The 17665-nt window shown below is 63.1% G+C and carries 22 protein-coding genes; all 22 read left to right on the forward strand.

Annotated elements, in window-relative coordinates:
• Position 1: 1 nt before the first annotated feature.
• Positions 2 to 1297 carry an NADH-quinone oxidoreductase subunit NuoF gene (gene nuoF / locus RIdsm_RS11705; protein WP_057816542.1) on the forward strand — a complete coding sequence of 432 codons (1296 nt, stop codon included), beginning with the start codon at positions 2 to 4 and terminating at the stop codon, positions 1295 to 1297.
• Positions 1298 to 1375: 78 nt separating this feature from the next.
• On the forward strand, positions 1376 to 2083 hold the full coding sequence (locus tag RIdsm_RS11710) for a class I SAM-dependent methyltransferase (protein WP_057816543.1): 708 nt from the start codon (positions 1376 to 1378) through the stop codon (positions 2081 to 2083).
• A 4-nt stretch (positions 2084 to 2087) separates the two neighbouring features.
• A complete protein-coding gene (locus RIdsm_RS11715) occupies positions 2088 to 2591 on the forward strand; it encodes a DUF3291 domain-containing protein (RefSeq protein ID WP_057816544.1) in 504 nt (167 codons plus the stop codon).
• On the forward strand, positions 2588 to 2917 hold the full coding sequence (locus RIdsm_RS11720; RefSeq protein WP_143100357.1) for a hypothetical protein: 330 nt from the start codon (positions 2588 to 2590) through the stop codon (positions 2915 to 2917). Before RIdsm_RS11715 ends, RIdsm_RS11720 begins: the two co-directional genes overlap by 4 nt.
• A gap of 18 nt (positions 2918 to 2935) precedes the next feature.
• Complete coding sequence (locus tag RIdsm_RS11725; RefSeq protein ID WP_057816546.1) at positions 2936 to 3361, forward strand: MAPEG family protein; 426 nt, start codon at positions 2936 to 2938, stop codon at positions 3359 to 3361.
• Positions 3354 to 3707, forward strand: a complete 354-nt coding sequence (locus RIdsm_RS11730; RefSeq protein ID WP_057816547.1) for a hypothetical protein — start codon at positions 3354 to 3356, stop codon at positions 3705 to 3707. The genes RIdsm_RS11725 and RIdsm_RS11730 overlap by 8 nt, the downstream gene beginning before the upstream one ends.
• A gap of 124 nt (positions 3708 to 3831) precedes the next feature.
• Positions 3832 to 4239: a DUF5333 domain-containing protein gene (locus RIdsm_RS11735; protein ID WP_057816548.1), complete on the forward strand. Its 408-nt coding sequence runs from the start codon at positions 3832 to 3834 to the stop codon at positions 4237 to 4239.
• Between the two features lie 6 nt (positions 4240 to 4245).
• Entirely contained in the window at positions 4246 to 6258 is a 2013-nt protein-coding gene (gene nuoG / locus RIdsm_RS11740; RefSeq protein WP_057816549.1) for an NADH-quinone oxidoreductase subunit NuoG, read from the forward strand.
• Between the two features lie 32 nt (positions 6259 to 6290).
• The gene (locus RIdsm_RS11745; protein ID WP_236553233.1) at positions 6291 to 6662 is read left to right on the forward strand and encodes a hypothetical protein; all 372 of its coding nucleotides are present in this window, start codon (positions 6291 to 6293) and stop codon (positions 6660 to 6662) included.
• Between the two features lie 7 nt (positions 6663 to 6669).
• On the forward strand, positions 6670 to 7707 hold the full coding sequence (gene nuoH / locus RIdsm_RS11750; protein WP_057816551.1) for an NADH-quinone oxidoreductase subunit NuoH: 1038 nt from the start codon (positions 6670 to 6672) through the stop codon (positions 7705 to 7707).
• Positions 7708 to 7710: 3 nt separating this feature from the next.
• Entirely contained in the window at positions 7711 to 8205 is a 495-nt protein-coding gene (gene nuoI, locus RIdsm_RS11755; protein ID WP_057816552.1) for an NADH-quinone oxidoreductase subunit NuoI, read from the forward strand.
• Positions 8202 to 8702, forward strand: a complete 501-nt coding sequence (locus tag RIdsm_RS11760; RefSeq protein WP_138179204.1) for a hypothetical protein — start codon at positions 8202 to 8204, stop codon at positions 8700 to 8702. Before nuoI ends, RIdsm_RS11760 begins: the two co-directional genes overlap by 4 nt.
• The gene (locus RIdsm_RS11765; protein WP_057816554.1) at positions 8699 to 9112 is read left to right on the forward strand and encodes a carboxymuconolactone decarboxylase family protein; all 414 of its coding nucleotides are present in this window, start codon (positions 8699 to 8701) and stop codon (positions 9110 to 9112) included. The genes RIdsm_RS11760 and RIdsm_RS11765 overlap by 4 nt, the downstream gene beginning before the upstream one ends.
• Entirely contained in the window at positions 9109 to 9717 is a 609-nt protein-coding gene (locus RIdsm_RS11770; RefSeq protein ID WP_057816555.1) for an NADH-quinone oxidoreductase subunit J, read from the forward strand. The genes RIdsm_RS11765 and RIdsm_RS11770 overlap by 4 nt, the downstream gene beginning before the upstream one ends.
• A gap of 87 nt (positions 9718 to 9804) precedes the next feature.
• Entirely contained in the window at positions 9805 to 10110 is a 306-nt protein-coding gene (gene nuoK, locus RIdsm_RS11775) for an NADH-quinone oxidoreductase subunit NuoK (protein WP_057816556.1), read from the forward strand.
• Between the two features lie 5 nt (positions 10111 to 10115).
• Complete coding sequence (locus RIdsm_RS11780; protein WP_057816557.1) at positions 10116 to 10526, forward strand: hypothetical protein; 411 nt, start codon at positions 10116 to 10118, stop codon at positions 10524 to 10526.
• A 2-nt stretch (positions 10527 to 10528) separates the two neighbouring features.
• Positions 10529 to 12688, forward strand: a complete 2160-nt coding sequence (nuoL, locus tag RIdsm_RS11785) for an NADH-quinone oxidoreductase subunit L (protein WP_057816558.1) — start codon at positions 10529 to 10531, stop codon at positions 12686 to 12688.
• Positions 12688 to 14235 (forward strand): NADH-quinone oxidoreductase subunit M, encoded by a 1548-nt coding sequence (locus tag RIdsm_RS11790; RefSeq protein ID WP_057816559.1) that lies wholly within the window; start codon positions 12688 to 12690, stop codon positions 14233 to 14235. Before nuoL ends, RIdsm_RS11790 begins: the two co-directional genes overlap by 1 nt.
• A gap of 9 nt (positions 14236 to 14244) precedes the next feature.
• The gene (gene nuoN, locus RIdsm_RS11795; protein WP_177228375.1) at positions 14245 to 15681 is read left to right on the forward strand and encodes an NADH-quinone oxidoreductase subunit NuoN; all 1437 of its coding nucleotides are present in this window, start codon (positions 14245 to 14247) and stop codon (positions 15679 to 15681) included.
• Positions 15682 to 15735: 54 nt separating this feature from the next.
• Positions 15736 to 16491 (forward strand): biotin--[acetyl-CoA-carboxylase] ligase, encoded by a 756-nt coding sequence (locus RIdsm_RS11800; RefSeq protein ID WP_057816560.1) that lies wholly within the window; start codon positions 15736 to 15738, stop codon positions 16489 to 16491.
• The gene (locus RIdsm_RS11805) at positions 16491 to 16877 is read left to right on the forward strand and encodes a DMP19 family protein (protein ID WP_057816561.1); all 387 of its coding nucleotides are present in this window, start codon (positions 16491 to 16493) and stop codon (positions 16875 to 16877) included. Before RIdsm_RS11800 ends, RIdsm_RS11805 begins: the two co-directional genes overlap by 1 nt.
• A gap of 15 nt (positions 16878 to 16892) precedes the next feature.
• Entirely contained in the window at positions 16893 to 17663 is a 771-nt protein-coding gene (locus RIdsm_RS11810) for a type III pantothenate kinase (protein WP_057816562.1), read from the forward strand.
• The last annotated feature ends 2 nt before the right edge of the window (positions 17664 to 17665 follow it).

The raw sequence follows: 17665 nt of genomic DNA on the forward strand, positions 1-17665 counted from the left end.
CATGCTAAAGGACCAGGACCGTATCTTTACCAATCTCTACGGGATGCACGACCGCACGCTGAAAGGCGCGCAAAAGCGTGGTCACTGGGATGGTACGAAGAAGATCATCGAGATGGGCCGGGCCGAGATCGTCGACCAGATGAAGGCGAGCGGCTTGCGCGGCCGGGGCGGGGCAGGCTTCCCAACCGGGCTGAAATGGTCGTTCATGCCGAAGGAGAGCGACGGGCGGCCGGCCTACCTGGTGGTCAATGCCGACGAGTCGGAGCCGGGCACCTGCAAGGACCGCGAGATCATGCGGCACGATCCGCATACGCTGGTCGAGGGATGCCTGATCGCGAGCTTCGCGATGGGGGCGCATGCCAGCTATATCTATATCCGCGGCGAGTATATCCGCGAGCGCGAGGCGCTGCAGATGGCGATCGACGAGGCCTATGACGCGGGGCTGATCGGCAAGAACGCCTGTGGCTCGGGCTGGGATTTCGACCTGTACCTGGTGCACGGGGCCGGGGCCTATATCTGTGGCGAGGAAACCGCGCTTCTGGAAAGCCTGGAAGGCAAGAAGGGGATGCCGCGGATGAAGCCGCCGTTCCCGGCGGGGGCGGGGCTTTATGGTTGCCCGACCACGGTGAACAACGTCGAGTCGATTGCCGTTGTGCCGACGATCCTGCGGCGCGGGGCCGACTGGTTCGCAAGCTTCGGGCGGGCGAACAATGCCGGGACCAAGGTGTTCGCCATTTCCGGGCACGTGAACAACCCCTGCGTGGTGGAAGACGCCATGTCGATTTCCTTCGAGGAGCTGATCGAGACCCATTGCGGCGGTATCCGCGGCGGGTGGGGCAACCTCAAGGCCGTCATCCCCGGCGGCTCGTCCGTGCCGTGTGTGCGCGGCGAGAAGATGAAGGACGCGACGATGGATTTCGACGCGCTGCGCGAGGTGGGCTCGAGCCTTGGCACCGCGGCGGTGATCGTGATGGACAATTCGACCGACATCATCAAGGCGATCTGGCGGCTGTCGAAATTCTACAAGCATGAAAGCTGTGGCCAGTGCACGCCCTGCCGGGAAGGGACCGGCTGGATGATGCGCGTGATGGACCGGCTGGTGCGCGGCGAGGCCGAGGTCGAGGAGATCGACATGCTGTTCGACGTGACCAAGCAGGTCGAGGGCCACACGATTTGTGCGTTGGGCGATGCTGCCGCGTGGCCGATCCAGGGCCTGATCCGCAACTTCCGGGACGAGATCGAGGACCGGATCAAGGCGCAGAAGACCGGCCGTGTCAGCGCCGTCGCGGCGGAGTGATCGGATCATGCGCGTTTCCCCCGCATATCCCTGCATGTCAGGGCAAGTGACCGCGCCCGCGCGGGTGAGGGGGGCGTCATGATCAAGAAGTACCGTTTCACCGGTGAAGATGTCGTCGCGGATATCCGCGAGAAATACGACTATGACGGCGATCTGGCCGAGATCTATGCCACGACGCAGGATTACGTGGTGCACAAGTGGCATCATTACATCCCGATCTATGACCGGTATTTCGGCAAGTATCGGGGCACCAAGGTACGGTTCCTCGAGATCGGCGTCGACAAGGGCGGCAGCCTGCAGATGTGGCGGCGGTTCCTGGGCGAGGATGCGGTGCTGTTCGGTGTCGATATCAAGAAGAAGTGCAAGGAGTTCGACGGCGTGTCGGGGCAGGTGCGGATCGGGTCGCAGGACGACCCGGATTTCCTGAACTCGGTGATCGACGAGATGGGCGGGGTCGACGTGGTGCTGGACGATGGCAGCCACCAGATGCCGCATATCGAGGCCTCGCTGCGCACGATCTATCCGCGGCTCGAGATCGGCGGCACCTACATGATCGAGGATCTGCACGCAGCCTATTGGAAGGGGTTCGAGGGCGGCTTTGACGCCGAGGCGAATTTCTTCAACACGGTGCGGAAGATCGTGGATGACATGCACGAGCGGTATCACCATCAGGGGTATCATGTGCCCGAGCTGGAAGGTGCCGTGAGCGGGCTGCACGTGCACGATTCCATCGTGGTGATCGACAAGGATGCGGTGCATCCGCCGACGCATTCGAAGGTGAATTGAGCATATGAGCGGGCTGCCCGGATATCACCTGGCCGAGCTGAACGTGGGCCGGCTTGTGGCGCCGACGGACGACCCGCGCGTGGCCGAGTTCATGAACGCGCTCGACCGGATCAACGGGCTGGGCAAGCGGATGCCGGGGTTTGTCTGGATGATGGAAGGCTCGGGCGAGCCGGGGACGGGGAACACCGAGAACAATATCGGGGACGACCCGCAATTCGTGGCGAACCTGACCGTGTGGGAAGACGCGGAGACGCTTGAGAATTTCGTCTTCAACACGGTGCATCGACAGTTCTACGAGCGCCGGGCCGAGTGGTTCGAGGTTCTGGGCGAGATGCATTTCGTGATGTGGTGGGTGCCCGAGGGGCACCGGCCCACGCTGGACGAAGCGCTTGAAAGACTGGCGCATTTGCGCGACCACGGAGACGGCGAGCAGGCCTTCGGATGGTCGTATCTGAAAGACACGAAACTGTGGCGAGACCACGCATGTACAGGAGTTGCGGCGGAATGAGAAAGTGGGCGGCGACGATGGCATTGGCGCTGGTGCCTGCGGTGGCAGGGGCGGAGACGCTGCAATCGGACAGTCTTCAGGCGGATCTTCAGCGGCGGCCGGTTTCGATGACGTCTAAGGATGGCGACACGATCCAGGGTCAGCAGGTCTATGTTACCCTGCGCCGCCGCGATGGTCAGCCGATCGGGGCGGATGACCTGCCGGAGTATGTCGGTTTTGCCGAGAAGGCGGCCTGCCAGGGGCGAAAGGTTCTGGTGTCGCTGATGGTGAGCGTCTCGGCCGGGGCCGGCAAGTACGAAGTTCTTTGCGCCGCGGGCGGAAACTGAAGGGATCAAGCTGAACCGATGACGGGTTTTGCGGAATACGGACACGCCCTTGTGGCGATCGTGGGACTGGCGCTGCTGCAGCTGGTGCTGAGCCCGTTGTCCGCGATCCGCAAGACACAGGCGGGGCTGGCGCCGGGCGCACAGCCGGTGGCGGATTATTCCGACAGCTGTTACCGGTGGCACCGGGCCTATGGCAACCTGACCGAGTCGATGGCGGCGTTTGTCGGGCTGACGCTGGCGGCGATCCTTGCCGGGGGCAGCCCTTTCTGGGTCAACCTCTTCGCATCGGGCTTTCTTCTGTTGCGTCTGGTTCTGGCGGTGGTGCATATCAACGGCATCGGAAAACCGGATATGGGCCTGAGGTCCTTCACCTATGTCGCGGGCTGGCTCATGTGCCTTGGCCTTGCGTATCTTGTTGTAAAGGCGGTATTTTTCAATGGCTGAACGGAAATTGCATAAGGCGGCGGTGACGCTTCTGCTGGTGGCGACTGTGGCCGTGGCGGGCTGTTCGAAGAAAAGCGAACGGGTCTATTTCAATGGCAATTACTATCCGCACAAGGCGCGGGCCGTCGACAAGTCTGACCGGAAGCGGTTCACCGTGTCGATCCGCCGGGCCGACCAGGGCATGGCCGGTGCGCGCGAGGCCGGGCGCTATGGCGGCAAGCAATACTGCCTGAAGAACTATGGCACCTCGGAGATCGAGTGGCGCGTTGGGCCGGATGCGCCCGACGCGGTGCTGGCCCAACAGCCCGGGCGGCTGACCTTCAGCGGGGAATGCATCCTTTGGTGATTTTGCCTTTCATATCAGGGGTTTCGCGCGCGTGTTATTGCATATCACGCGGCGTGCTTCCCATCTGCGCAGCAGATGGGTGTGCCGCCGTGGCGCGCCCCCGTGTGTGTGAAAGGAAATCCTCATGAAACGCATGACTGCCCTTGTCCTGAGCCTTGCCCTGTCGGCCGGTGCTGCCGGTGCCAGCGCCGGGGCCGGCCTCGAGAACGAGCGGGATATCAACGAAGGCCTGCTGGCGCTGGCCGTGGCCGACAAGATCCGCCGCGAATGCAGCAGCATCGGCGGCAAGTTCTTCAAGGCGCAGAGCTATGCCAACGGTCTGAAATCGCTGGCCTCGGCCCGGGGCTACAGCGAGGCCGAGATCGACGCGTATATCAATGACGACGTCGAAAAGGAAAAGATGCGCCAGCGGCGCAACGACTATTTCGAAGCCAGGGGGGCCAGCAATCTGGATGCCGAGAGCCTGTGTGTGCTCGGCCGGGCGGAGATCGCCCAGAAAAGCCGGATCGGCCAGTTACTGAGAGCAAAGTGAGAACGGATGTCTGACCTTCGCAAAATCATCATCGACGACAACGAGATCGAAGTCGACGGGGCGATGACCCTGATCCAGGCTTGCGAGCAGGCGGGGATCGAGATTCCCCGTTTCTGCTATCACGAGCGTCTGTCGATCGCGGGCAACTGCCGGATGTGTCTTGTCGAGGTGGTGGGCGGCCCGCCCAAGCCCGCGGCAAGCTGTGCCATGCAGGTGCGTGACCTGCGGCCCGGGCCGGAGGGCCAGCCGCCGGTGGTCAAGACCAACTCGCCCATGGTCAAGAAGGCGCGTGAGGGGGTGATGGAGTTCCTGCTCATCAACCACCCCCTCGATTGCCCGATCTGCGACCAGGGCGGGGAATGCGATTTGCAGGACCAGGCAATGGCTTACGGGGTGGATTTCAGCCGTTTCCGCGAGCCGAAGCGGGCGGTTGACGACCTCGATCTGGGGCCGCTGGTGGAAACTCACATGACGCGCTGCATTTCCTGCACGCGTTGCGTGCGCTTCACCACCGAGGTGGCCGGCATTCACCAGATGGGCCAGACGGGCCGGGGCGAGGATGCCGAGATCACCGCCTACCTGGGCGAGACGCTGGATTCGAACCTTCAGGGCAACATCATCGACCTGTGCCCGGTGGGCGCGCTGGTGTCGAAGCCCTATGCGTTCACCGCGCGGCCGTGGGAACTGACCAAGACCGAGACGATCGACGTGATGGATGCTTTGGGCAGCAACATCCGGGTGGATACGAAGGGCCGCGAGGTCATGCGGATCCTGCCGCGCAACCACGACGGCGTGAACGAGGAATGGATTTCCGACAAGACGCGGTTCGTGTGGGATGGCCTGCGTCGCCAGCGGCTGGACCGGCCGTATATCCGCGTCGACGGCAAGCTGAAGCCTGCCACGTGGCCCGAGGCATTGTCGAAAGCGGCCGAGGCCATCAAGGGCGCCAAGAAGGTGGCCGGGCTGGTCGGCGATCTGGCCCCGGTGGAAGGCGCCTATGCGCTGAAACAGCTGGTTGAAGGCGCAGGCGGTCAAGTGGAATGCCGCACCGACGGGGCGCATCTGCCAGCGGGCAACCGGTCGGCCTATGTGGGCAATGCCACGGTCGAGGAGCTGGATACGGCGAAAAAGGTCTACCTGATCGGGACCGATCCGGCCATCGAAGCGCCGGTGCTCAATGCGCGCATCCGCAAGGCGTGGCTGAAGGGGGCCGAGGTCATCCATATCGGTCAGCATACCGATCTGACCTACGAGGCGACCCAGCTGGGCGCGCGCAACAAGTTCCTGTCGCAGGCGCTGAGCCAGGCCGAGGCGACCGAGGGCGCGATTGTCGTGGTCGGCCAGGGCGGTCTTCGGGGCGAGAATGGCCCGGCAGTTCTGAGCCTGTCGATGCGGCTGGCCGAGAAGCTGGGCGGCAAGATGATGGTGCTGCATACCGCGGCGTCGCGCGTGGGCGCGATGGATGTGGGCGCGGTGGCCGAAGGTGGCGTCGAGGGCGCGCTGGACGGGGCCGATGTTGTCTACAACCTGGGCGCCGACGAGATCGAGATCGCCAGTGGTCCCTTCGTGATCTACCAGGGCAGCCACGGCGACCGGGGCGCGCATCGTGCCGACGTGATCCTTCCGGCGGCGGCCTATACGGAAGAGCAGGGGCTCTTCGTCAACACCGAGGGTCGGCCGCAGCTGGCGCTGCGCGCGGGGCACCCGCCGGGTGAGGCGAAAGAGAACTGGGCGATCCTGCGGGCGCTATCGGGCGAGATGGGTAGCGCGCTGCCCTTCGACAGCATCGCGCAGCTGCGCCGGGCCATGGTCGAGGCGGTGCCGCACTTTGCCAAGGTCGACCGGGTGCCCGAGAACGAGTGGACGCTGGTCGACGAGGTCGAGCTGGGCGCCGGGCAGCTGATGCCGGCGATCAACGACTTCTACCTGACCAACCCGATCGCACGGGCCAGCGCGCTGATGGCCGAGTTGTCGGCCGAGGCCAAGGCCCGCCGGACAGAGCAGGTGGCCGCCGAGTAATGGGGCGCGGTGCGCTCATATCTCCGCTTGTGATGTCGGTAGCGACGGCCGTGTCGGGGTGCGACGCGGCCGAGTCCGAAAGCGTGACCCAGTTCCGGCCCGATTACCGGGGAATCGAAACCCGCCTGCTGGACGGTGATCTGGTCAGTTTCCGGGTCGAAATGGCCGGTGCGCGGGACACCACGGATGTCGATCGCTACGCCGAATGTGCTGCAGCGCAGTATACTCTGATCCGTGGCTTCGGATTTGCGCGACATGTGCGCACGAAAGTGGTCGAAGAGGGTGGCATCTGGCGCGGAGATGCGGTTTACACGATCTCGCCGGCGCTGCCCGATGGGATCAGGAAAATAGACGCCGAAGTCGTCGCCGCCGATTGCGCGGAAAACGGAATACCGATGGTGTGAGGAGCTGATGGCTGAATTTCTGACAACCCCCCTCGGGATCGCGCTGCTGATCGTGGCGCAGTGCCTGGCCGTCGTCGGCTTCGTGATGATCTCGCTGCTCTTCCTCGTCTATGGCGACCGCAAGATCTGGGCCGCGGTGCAGATGCGCCGGGGGCCGAACGTGGTGGGCGTCTATGGCCTGCTGCAGACGGTGGCCGACGCGCTGAAATACGTGGTCAAGGAAGTGGTCGTGCCCGCGGGCGCCGACAAGGCGGTGTTCATGATGGCGCCGCTGACCAGCTTCGTGCTGGCGGTGCTGGCCTGGGCGGTGATCCCGATGAACGAGGGCTGGGTGCTGTCGGATATCAACGTGGCCATCCTGTTCGTCTTCGCGGTTTCCTCGCTCGAGGTGTACGGCGTGATCATGGGCGGCTGGGCGTCGAACTCGAAATACCCGTTCCTGGGCTCGCTTCGGTCGGCCGCGCAGATGATCTCCTACGAAGTGTCGATCGGGTTGATCATTGTCGGCGTCATCATCTCGACCGGCTCGATGAACTTCAGCGCCATCGTGGGCGCGCAGGACACGGCCTATGGGTTCTTCGGCTGGTACTGGCTGCCGCATTTCCCGATGGTGTTCCTGTTCTTCATCTCGGCCCTGGCCGAGACGAACCGCCCGCCCTTCGACCTGCCCGAGGCGGAATCGGAGCTGGTGGCGGGCTACCAGGTGGAATATTCGGCAACGCCCTTCCTGCTGTTCATGGCGGGCGAATACATCGCCATCTTCCTGATGTGCGCGCTGACCTCGCTGTTGTTCTTCGGCGGCTGGCTGTCGCCCATCCCGGGCCTGCCGGACGGGGTGTTCTGGATGATCGCGAAGATGGCGTTCTTCTTCTTCATCTTCGCGATGGTGAAGGCGATCACGCCGCGCTATCGCTACGACCAGCTGATGCGGATCGGCTGGAAGGTGTTCCTGCCGCTGTCGCTGGCATGGGTGGTGATCATCTCGTTCCTTGCGAAATTCGAAGTGCTCGGGGGCTTCTGGGCCCGCTGGGCGATTGGAGGCTGACAGATGACGCAGATCGATTATGGCCGGGCTGCCGGTTACTTTCTGCTGAAGGACTTCGCGAAGGGCTTCAAGCTTGGTTTGAAGTATTTCTTCGCGCCGAAAGCCACGGTGAACTATCCCCACGAGAAGGGCCCGCTTTCGCCGCGGTTCCGGGGCGAGCATGCGCTGCGCCGGTACCCGAACGGCGAGGAGCGCTGCATCGCGTGCAAGCTGTGCGAGGCGATCTGCCCGGCACAGGCGATCACGATCGATGCCGAGCCGCGCGATGACGGCAGCCGCCGGACGACGCGCTATGACATCGACATGACCAAGTGCATCTATTGCGGCTTTTGCCAGGAGGCGTGCCCGGTGGATGCCATCGTCGAGGGGCCGAATTTCGAGTTTGCCACCGAGACCCGCGAGGAGCTGTTCTACGACAAGGCCAAGCTTCTGGAGAACGGCGACCGGTGGGAAGCCGAGATCGCCCGCAACCTGGAACTGGATGCGCCTTACCGATGAGCCCGCTGGCAAGGTCATATCATGCACTTTGTGTACTGGCCTTTGGCTTGGCCGCCTCGGCGGCTTCAGCTGCGTCCGAGGACGTGCCGGGCTGGAATGCCGAGCGCGCGGAGCTGTTCTCGAAAGTGTGCATGGGCTCTGCGCCGGGTTTTTCGGGAATGGAAAAAACGGCTCGCAGCCTTGGATTTCGCACGATCAACGGTAACCTGATGCACGAGCCGGAAGTCGCGGTAAGTCTGCAGAACACCGACACCGGCTGTGCCTGCTACATGACGATGGGCGCCTATGACCCCACGGCTCTTGTTCAGGCTATCTTTCAGCGTTTGGTGAATGATTATCCGGACGCGTGGCGGCCTGAAAGCGAAAGTGGCCCTGTCAACGACACCCGTTTCGAGCGCGAGGGGGAGATGGTCCGCCTGGTTCTGACGCCCGCGAAACTGGATGGAAATGACTGGATCGCAGGCCGTGTTTATAGCTCGAACCGGTGCCCGGCATGACAGATATGAAGAACCCCTTCGAGGCCATGATGGCCCAGGCGCAGGAGATGGCGAAGGCCTTCAACCCGGCGCTTGAATCGTTCTCGCCGAAGGGGTTCGAACAGCTCTGGCCGACCATGCCGAAGGAATTCATGGAAATGTCCTTCGGCAGGGGGTTGAACAAGGATGGTCTCGATGCCAAGACGCGGCTGCTGCTGACATTGGCGGGGCTGACGATGCTGGGCGCCCAGAGCGACACGCAGATCCGGATGACGGTGCGCCATGCGCTCGAAGCCGGGGCAACGAAGGACGAAATTGCCGAGACGATCGCGCAAATGTCCATGTTCGCCGGCATCCCGTCCATGACCCGGGCGATGGAGTTCGCCCGAGAGGTGCTGGACGAGGACAAGGAAGGGGATAAAGACCGATGACCGTAGCCGCGCTTTCCTTCTATCTATTCGCCATATCGGCGCTTGTTGGCGGGCTCTTTACCGTCATCAGCCGCAGCCCCGTGCACTCGGTGCTCTGGCTGATCCTGTCGTTCATCTCGGCGGCGGGGCTGTTCGTGCTGCTGGGGGCCGAGTTCGTGGCGATGTTGCTGATCATCGTCTATGTGGGCGCCGTGGCGGTGCTGTTCCTGTTCGTGGTGATGATGCTCGACGTGGACTTTGCCGAGCTGAAGGCCGAGATGGCAAAGTACATGCCTCTTGCTCTGCTGATCGGGGTGATCCTGCTGATGCAGTTCGGGCTGGCCTTCGGCAACTGGCAGGTCGCAGAGGGGGCAGAGGCCGCGCGGGCCGCCGTGCCGACCGAGGGGGTCGAGAACACCGCCGCGCTGGGGATGATCCTTTACGACAAGTACTTCCTGCTGTTCCAGCTGGCCGGTCTGATCCTGCTGGTGGCAATGATCGGGGCCATCGTGCTGACCCTGCGGCACCGGACGCATGTCAAGCGGCAGGACGTTCTGGCGCAGATGTACCGCGACCCTGCCAAGGCCATGGAGCTGAAGGACGTGAAGCCGGGGCAGGGGCTTTAAAGACGAACGCTGGCGCCCTGACCGAAACGGTCAGGGGTTTGCGGCAAACAGATATTTCGGCGGCCAAGACCGAAGAGGGACGGACAAATGATAGGACTCGAACATTACCTGACGGTGGCTGCGGCCCTTTTCGTCATCGGCATCTTCGGGCTTTTCCTGAACAGGAAGAACGTGATCATCCTGCTGATGTCGATCGAGCTGATGCTTTTGTCGGTCAATATCAACCTCGTCGCCTTTTCCGCCCATCTGGGCGATCTGGTGGGGCAGGTCTTCACCCTTTTCGTGCTGACCGTGGCCGCCGCCGAGGCCGCCATCGGCCTGGCGATCCTGGTCTGCTTCTTCCGGAACCGCGGCACGATCGCGGTGGAAGACATCAACGTGATGAAAGGCTGAGCGGGATGAAGAGCAAGATCGTTTCGCTGCTGTTCGGGGTTGCCGTTGCGGGAAGTGCGCAAGCTTTGTCTTACGAACGCCCCGACTGTGTCGCCGATGACATCGAGTATTTCATCGAGCGGGACTATAGTGATGGGCTTCGGATCGCTTTCGGGCGCGCTGAAGAAAACCATGATGTGAGATGGTTTGTTCTCGGTAACTGTTCTGCCGGATCGCAGCTCAAGATGCTTCTCATCGAACACGGAGACGCCGGCCTCGACGCTGCTGCCATCCGGGACAGGATCGTCGAGATGATCGCCAGTTCCAAAACGTACACGTTCGAGGACGTGGCGAGTGAATTTTCAACCGACGTAGCGATCGCAGAAGTTGGCCCGATTTCTCCCGACCACTGCATTTGCAAGCATAAGGCGGTGTAGACATGGAAACGATCATTCTCTTCGCCCCGCTGGTGGGCGCCATCATCGCGGGTTTCGGCTGGAAGATCATCGGCGACGCCGCCGCGCAGTGGGTGACGACGGGGCTTTTGTTCCTCGCCTGCCTGCTGAGCTGGGTCGTGTTCCTGGGCCATGACGGGCAGAGCCATTCGATTCATATCCTCGACTGGGTGCAGTCAGGCACGCTGGATACGTCATGGGCGATCCGGCTGGATCGGCTGACGGCGATCATGCTGATCGTGGTCACGACTGTGTCGGCGCTCGTGCACCTCTATTCGATGGGCTACATGGCCCATGACGAGAACTTCAACGACGATACCGAGAGCTATCGGCCCCGGTTCTTTGCCTACCTGTCGCTGTTCACATTCGCGATGCTGATGCTGGTGACGTCGGACAACCTCGCGCAGATGTTCTTTGGCTGGGAGGGGGTTGGCCTCGCGTCCTACCTGCTGATCGGGTTCTATTTCCGCAAGCCATCGGCCAATGCCGCCGCGATCAAGGCCTTCGTGGTCAACCGGGTGGGGGACTTCGGCTTTGCGCTGGGGATTTTCGCGCTGTTCTACCTGACGGACTCGATCAAGTTCGACGATGTCTTCGCTGCGGCGCCCGAGCTGGCCGAGACGCAGCTGACCTTCCTGTGGACCGAGTGGAACGCGGCCAACCTGATCGCCTTCCTGCTGTTCGTGGGGGCGATGGGCAAGTCGGCGCAGTTCATCCTGCACACCTGGCTGCCGGACGCGATGGAAGGCCCGACGCCGGTGTCGGCGCTCATTCACGCCGCGACCATGGTGACGGCGGGGGTGTTCCTTGTCTGCAGAATGTCGCCGGTTTTCGAGTTTGCGCCCGAGGCGAAGATGATCGTGGTTGGCATCGGCGCCATCACCGCATTTTTCGCGGCGACGGTGGGCCTCGTGCAGAACGACATCAAGCGCGTGATCGCCTATTCGACCTGTTCGCAGCTGGGCTACATGTTCGTGGCGGCCGGTGTGGGCGTCTACTCGGTGGCGATGTTCCACCTGCTGACCCACGCCTTCTTCAAGGCGATGCTGTTCCTCGGGGCCGGGTCGGTCATTCACGGGATGCATCACGAGCAGGACATGCGGAATTATGGCGGCCTGCGGTCGAAGATGCCCTACACGTTCTGGGCGATGCTGATCGGGACGCTGGCGATCACCGGGGTTGGCATTCCGCTGACCCATATCGGTTTTGCCGGGTTCCTGTCGAAGGACGCGATCATCGAGAGCGCCTATGCGGGTACGGCCGGTGGTTTTGCCTTCTGGTCGCTGGTCATCGCGGCGCTGTTCACCAGCTTCTACAGCTGGCGGCTGATGTTCCTGACCTTCTTCGGCGAACCGCGTGGCGACAAGCATACGCATGAGCATGCGCATGAAAGCCCTATGGTGATGCTGGTGCCGCTTGGCGTTCTGGCGCTTGGGGCGATCTTCTCGGGGATGGTCTGGTATGGCAGCTTCTTCGGCGATCATAACAAGGTGAACAGCTTCTTCGGGATCCCGGCGCATCACGCCGAGGCGGAGGCCGGGCATGGCGAGGACGCTGCCGAAGAGGGCCACGGCGAAGAGGCCGTGGCAGAAGAGGGCGACGCCGCCGTGGCCGACGAAAGCCATGGCGAGGACGGCACCGCCGCCGAGAGTGGCGAAGAAGCGGGTCACGACGTGGCCATGGCCGGCGCGCCGCAGGGTGCAATCTACATGGGGGCCGACAACCACGTGATGGATGACGCGCACCACGTGCCCACATGGGTCAAGGTCAGTCCGTTCGTGTCGATGATCCTCGGCTTCCTCGTGGCGTTCTGGTTCTACATCGTCAACCCGGCCATGCCCAAGGCGCTGGCCGAGAGCCAGCGGCCGCTGTACCTGTTCCTGCTGAACAAGTGGTATGTCGACGAGATCTACGACTTCCTGTTCGTGAACCCCGCCAAGCGACTGGCGCGCGTGCTGTGGCGCGGTGGCGACGGGCGCATCATCGACGGGTTCCTCAACGGCGTGGCGATGGGGGTCATTCCCTTCTTCACCCGCCTCGCGGGCCGGGCGCAATCCGGCTACATCTTCACCTATGCCTTCGCCATGGTGCTGGGCATCGCGGTTCTGGTCACGTGGATGACCTTCACCGGAGGGGCTGAATAATGGATAACCTGCTTTCCATCACCACGTTCATCCCCGCCATCGCTGCGGCCATCCTGGCGATCTTCCTGCGTGGAGAAGATGCGGCTGCGCAGCGGAACGCCAAGTGGGTGGCGCTGATCGCGACGACGCTGACCTTTGTCGTGTCGATCTTCATCCTCGTGGGCTTCGACCCGAACGATACGGGCTTCCAGTTCGTGGAAGAGCGCGACTGGCTTCTGGGCCTGAAGTACAAGATGGGGGTCGACGGGATCAGCGTTCTGTTCGTCATGCTGACCACCTTCATCATGCCGCTGACCATCGCCGCGTCGTGGAACGTGACGAGCCGGGTGAAGGAATACATGATCGCCTTCCTCGTGCTGGAAACGCTGATGCTGGGCGTGTTCATGGCGCTCGACTTGGTGCTGTTCTACCTGTTCTTCGAGGCGGGCCTCATTCCGATGTTCCTGATTATCGGCATCTGGGGCGGCAAGGAGCGGATCTACGCATCGTTCAAGTTCTTCCTCTACACCTTCTTCGGCTCGGTGCTGATGCTGGTGGCGATGGTTGCGATGTTCGCCGAGGCCGGCACCACCGACATTCCGACGCTGATGACGCACGAGTTCGCGTTCGAGAGCTTCTCGCTTCTGGGCATCCAGATCGTGGGCGGCATGCAGACGCTGATGTTCATCGCCTTCTTCGCAAGCTTCGCGGTGAAGATGCCGATGTGGCCGGTGCACACCTGGCTTCCGGATGCGCACGTGCAGGCGCCGACCGCCGGGTCGGTCGTGCTGGCGGCGATCCTGCTGAAGATGGGGGGCTATGGCTTCCTGCGGTTCAGCCTGCCGATGTTCCCGGTGGGGGCGGACGTGATGACGCCGCTGGTGCTGTGGATGAGCGCCATCGCGATCGTCTATACCTCGCTGGTGGCGCTGGCGCAGGAGGATATGAAGAAGCTGATCGCCTATTCCTCGGTCGCGCACATGGGGTACGTCACCATGGGCATCTTCGCGGCGAACCAGCAGGGCGTGGATGGCGCGATCTTCCAGATGATCAGCCACGGCTTCATCTCGGGCGCGCTCTTCCTGATCGTGGGCGTGATCTATGACCGGATGCACACCCGCGACATCGACGCCTATGGCGGGCTGGTGAACCGGATGCCGGCCTATGCACTGATATTCATGCTGTTCACCATGGCCAACGTGGGCCTGCCGGGCACGAGCGGGTTCATCGGCGAATTCCTGACGCTGGTCGGCATCTTCCAGGTGAATACCTGGGTGGCGGCCGTGGCGACCTCGGGCGTGATCCTGTCGGCGGCCTATGCGCTGTGGCTCTATCGCCGGGTGGTGTTGGGCGAGCTGGTGAAGGAAAGCCTCAAGTCGATCACCGACATGACGAAACGCGAGCGGGCGATCTTTGCGCCGCTCGTGGTGATGACCCTGCTGCTGGGCGTCTACCCGAGCCTTGTGACCGATGTCACCGGCCCGGCAGTGGAGACGCTGATCGGCAATTACGAAACGGCCTTGTCGGAGGCGGGCGCCGCCAACGACGTGGCGCAGGTGGCGGAATAACGGAGACCCATGATGCAGGCTGATCTGAATGTTATCCTGCCCGAGATCGTGATCTCGGTCTACGCGCTGGCCGCACTGCTGGTGACGGCCTACACGGGCAAGGACAAGATGGCGGGCATGCTGACATGGCTGACCGCCGCGATCCTGGTGGCGATGGCGCTGTGGCTGGGCACCACCGGGCAGGGCACGCGCACCGCCTTCGGCGGCATGTTCAACGATGACGCCTTTGCCCGCTTTGCCAAGGTTGCGACGCTGCTGTCGGCGGCGGCCGTGATGGTGATGGGGCAGGAATACATGGCCCGCCGGGGGCTGTTGCGCTTCGAGTATCCGCTGCTGATCGCGCTGGCCTCGGTCGGCATGATGATGATGGTGAGCGCCGGTGACCTGATGGCGCTTTACATGGGGCTCGAGCTGCAGTCGCTGGCGCTTTACGTGGTGGCCTCGCTGCGCCGGGACAGCGTGAAGTCGACGGAGGCAGGCCTGAAGTATTTCGTGCTGGGCGCGCTGTCGTCGGGGCTGCTGCTTTATGGCGCCTCGCTGACCTACGGGTATACCGGCACCACGCTTTTTTCGGGGATCATCGCCTCGGCCGAGGGGCAGGCGCCCATTGGCCTTCTGATCGGGATCGTCTTCGTGATCTCGGGTCTGGCCTTCAAGGTGTCGGCCGTGCCCTTCCACATGTGGACGCCGGATGTCTACCAGGGCGCGCCGACGCCGATCACCGCCTTCTTCGCCACCGCGCCCAAGATGGCCGCGATGGGGCTTTTTGCCCGCGTGGTGCATGACGCCTATGGCGGCGTGGTGCAGGACTGGCAACAGGTGATTGCCGTTCTGTCGCTTCTGTCGATGTTCCTTGGCGGCATTGCGGCGATCGGGCAGCGGGATATCAAGCGGCTGATGGCCTATTCCTCGATCGCGCATATGGGCTATGCGCTGATGGGGCTGGCCTCGGGCACGGTGTTCGGCGTGCAGGCAATGCTGATCTACATGGCGATCTACATCACCATGAACGTCGGCACCTTCGCCTTCATCCTGTCGATGGAGCGGGACGGGCAGCCGGTGACCGAGATCTCGAGCCTCAACATGTATTCCAAGGCACATCCGGGCCGCGCCATGGCGATGCTGGTCCTGATGTTCAGCCTTGCCGGCGTGCCGCCGCTTCTTGGCTTCTTCGGCAAGCTCTATGTGCTGCGGGCCGCTTATGAAGGCGGGCTGGTGTGGCTGGCGGTGGCCGGCGTGCTGGCCTCGGTGATCGGCGCCTTCTACTACTTGCGGATCGTCTATTACATGTATTTCGGCGAGGAGCAGGAGCCGCTGGAGACGGGCAAGTCGCCGGTGCAGTGGGGCTTCCTGATGGCCTCGGCCGCGATCATGCTGCTGGGTATCGTCAACATGTTCGGCATCGAGGGCATGGCACAGGCCGCGGCGGCGACCCTTGTCAACTGACCTGACGCGCAAGCCTCGCCGGGGGATGCCTCCGGCGGGAGTATTTTCGGAACAATGAAAGTCGCGGGCTGGCCAGAGGGGTACGGGCGGCGCGTGTTGCCGGAGGTGGACAGCACCAATGCCGAGGCCGCGCGGGTGGCTGGCACGCTGGCCGGGCCGGAGTGGATCCTGGCGCTTAAGCAGACCGCCGCGCGCGGACGGCGGGGGCGGGCCTGGGCCAACCCGGAAGGGAATTTTGCCGCGAGCCTCGTCTTGCAACCGACCGAGCCGCCGGCGACGGTGGCGCTCCGGTCGTTCGTGGCCTCCCTGGCGCTCTACGATGCGTTCGTGGCGGCGACGGGGCGGCCCGAGGGCTTCGCGCTCAAGTGGCCGAATGACGTTCTGCTGAATGGAGGCAAGGTGGCCGGGATATTGCTCGAGCAGGCCGGGCAGAGCGGGCGCCTGTCGCCGTTGGTGATCGGGATCGGGATCAACCTTGTCCACGCGCCGAGCGCCGAGGACGTGGAGCCGGGCGCCGTGCGGCCCGTTTCGCTTCTGTCCGAGACCGGGGTGGAGATCAGCGCCGGCGATTTCCTCGACCTGCTGGCGCCGGCCTATGCCAGATGCGAGGCGCAATTCGTTCAATACGGGTTCGAGCCCATTCGCAGGGCTTGGCTGGAGCGGGCGGCGCGGCTGGGCGAGGTGATCACCGCCCGCACCGGCAAGGCCGAGATCACCGGCACCTTCGAGACGGTGGACGAGGCGGGCAATCTTGTTCTAAAGACCCGCGATACCCGGCAGGCCATCCCGGCGGCGGAGATCTTCTTCTAATGAATTTGCCTGACGATCCCTGGAACAGGTTCGTTTTGCGCGCTGTCGAAGAAGCGCCGCAAATCGAGGCTGAAAAGCCGCTCTACGCGCTCTTTTGGTATCAGTCAGAGGTCAATAACGGCGGGCATCTCCAGTACTTCCTGAATGTGACCGAGCCCGGTGAATGGCATATCGCAGTAGATGCGGCGCGAAGCATCGGGCAGGACGAGGTTGCTGCCAATCTTGCCCAGGCCGTCGCGCTTTGGGAAAGCGTGGAACACAGAGCGCCGAATACGACGGAAGAATTCGTGGACGAGGCTCTCGAGGACGAATTCGGGCACTTTGACCGAAAGTTCTACGAGCTTGAAGGCCCATTCCGGCAGGCCTTTGAAAACGCGATAGAGTGACGTAAGGAGGCGCTCATGCTACTGGCGATCGACTGCGGCAATACCAACACGGTCTTTTCCATCTGGGATGGGACGGAATTCCTGTGCACGCTCCGGACCTCGACCCACCATGCCCGCACCGCGGATGCCTATTTCACCTGGTTCTCGACGCTGGTGAAGCATTACGGGATCGAGATGGACATCACCGACGTGATCATCTCGTCGACCGTGCCGCGGGTGGTGTTCAACCTGCGCGTCTTTGCCGACCGGTTCTTCGGCTGCCGGCCTGTGGTGGTGGGCAAGCCGGACTGCGCTCTGCCGGTACAGCCGCGGGTGGACGAGGGCACGCAGGTGGGGCCGGACCGGCTGGTGAACACGGCGGGCGCCTATGACCGGCATGGCGGTGACCTGATCGTGGTGGATTTCGGGACGGCGACGACCTTCGACGTTGTGGCCCATGACGGGGCCTATGTGGGCGGGGTGATTGCGCCGGGCGTGAACCTGTCGCTGGAGGCGCTGCACGCGGCCGCGGCGGCCCTGCCGCATGTGGACGTGACGAAGCCGCAGAAGGTGATCGGCACCAACACGGTGGCCTGTATGCAATCGGGCGTGTTCTGGGGCTATGTGGGCCTTGTGAACGGCATCACCGAGCGGATCCGGGCGGAATACGAGCAGCCGATGAAGGTGATCGGCACCGGCGGGCTGGCGCCGCTATTCGCGCAGGGCGACCTGCTCTTCGACCATATCGAGGAAGATCTGACAATGCATGGGCTGACGGTGATCCATGCGCATAACGTGAAAGGCTGAGG

Source organism: Roseovarius indicus (genome assembly GCF_008728195.1).
Taxonomy (GTDB): Bacteria; Pseudomonadota; Alphaproteobacteria; order Rhodobacterales; family Rhodobacteraceae; genus Roseovarius; species Roseovarius indicus.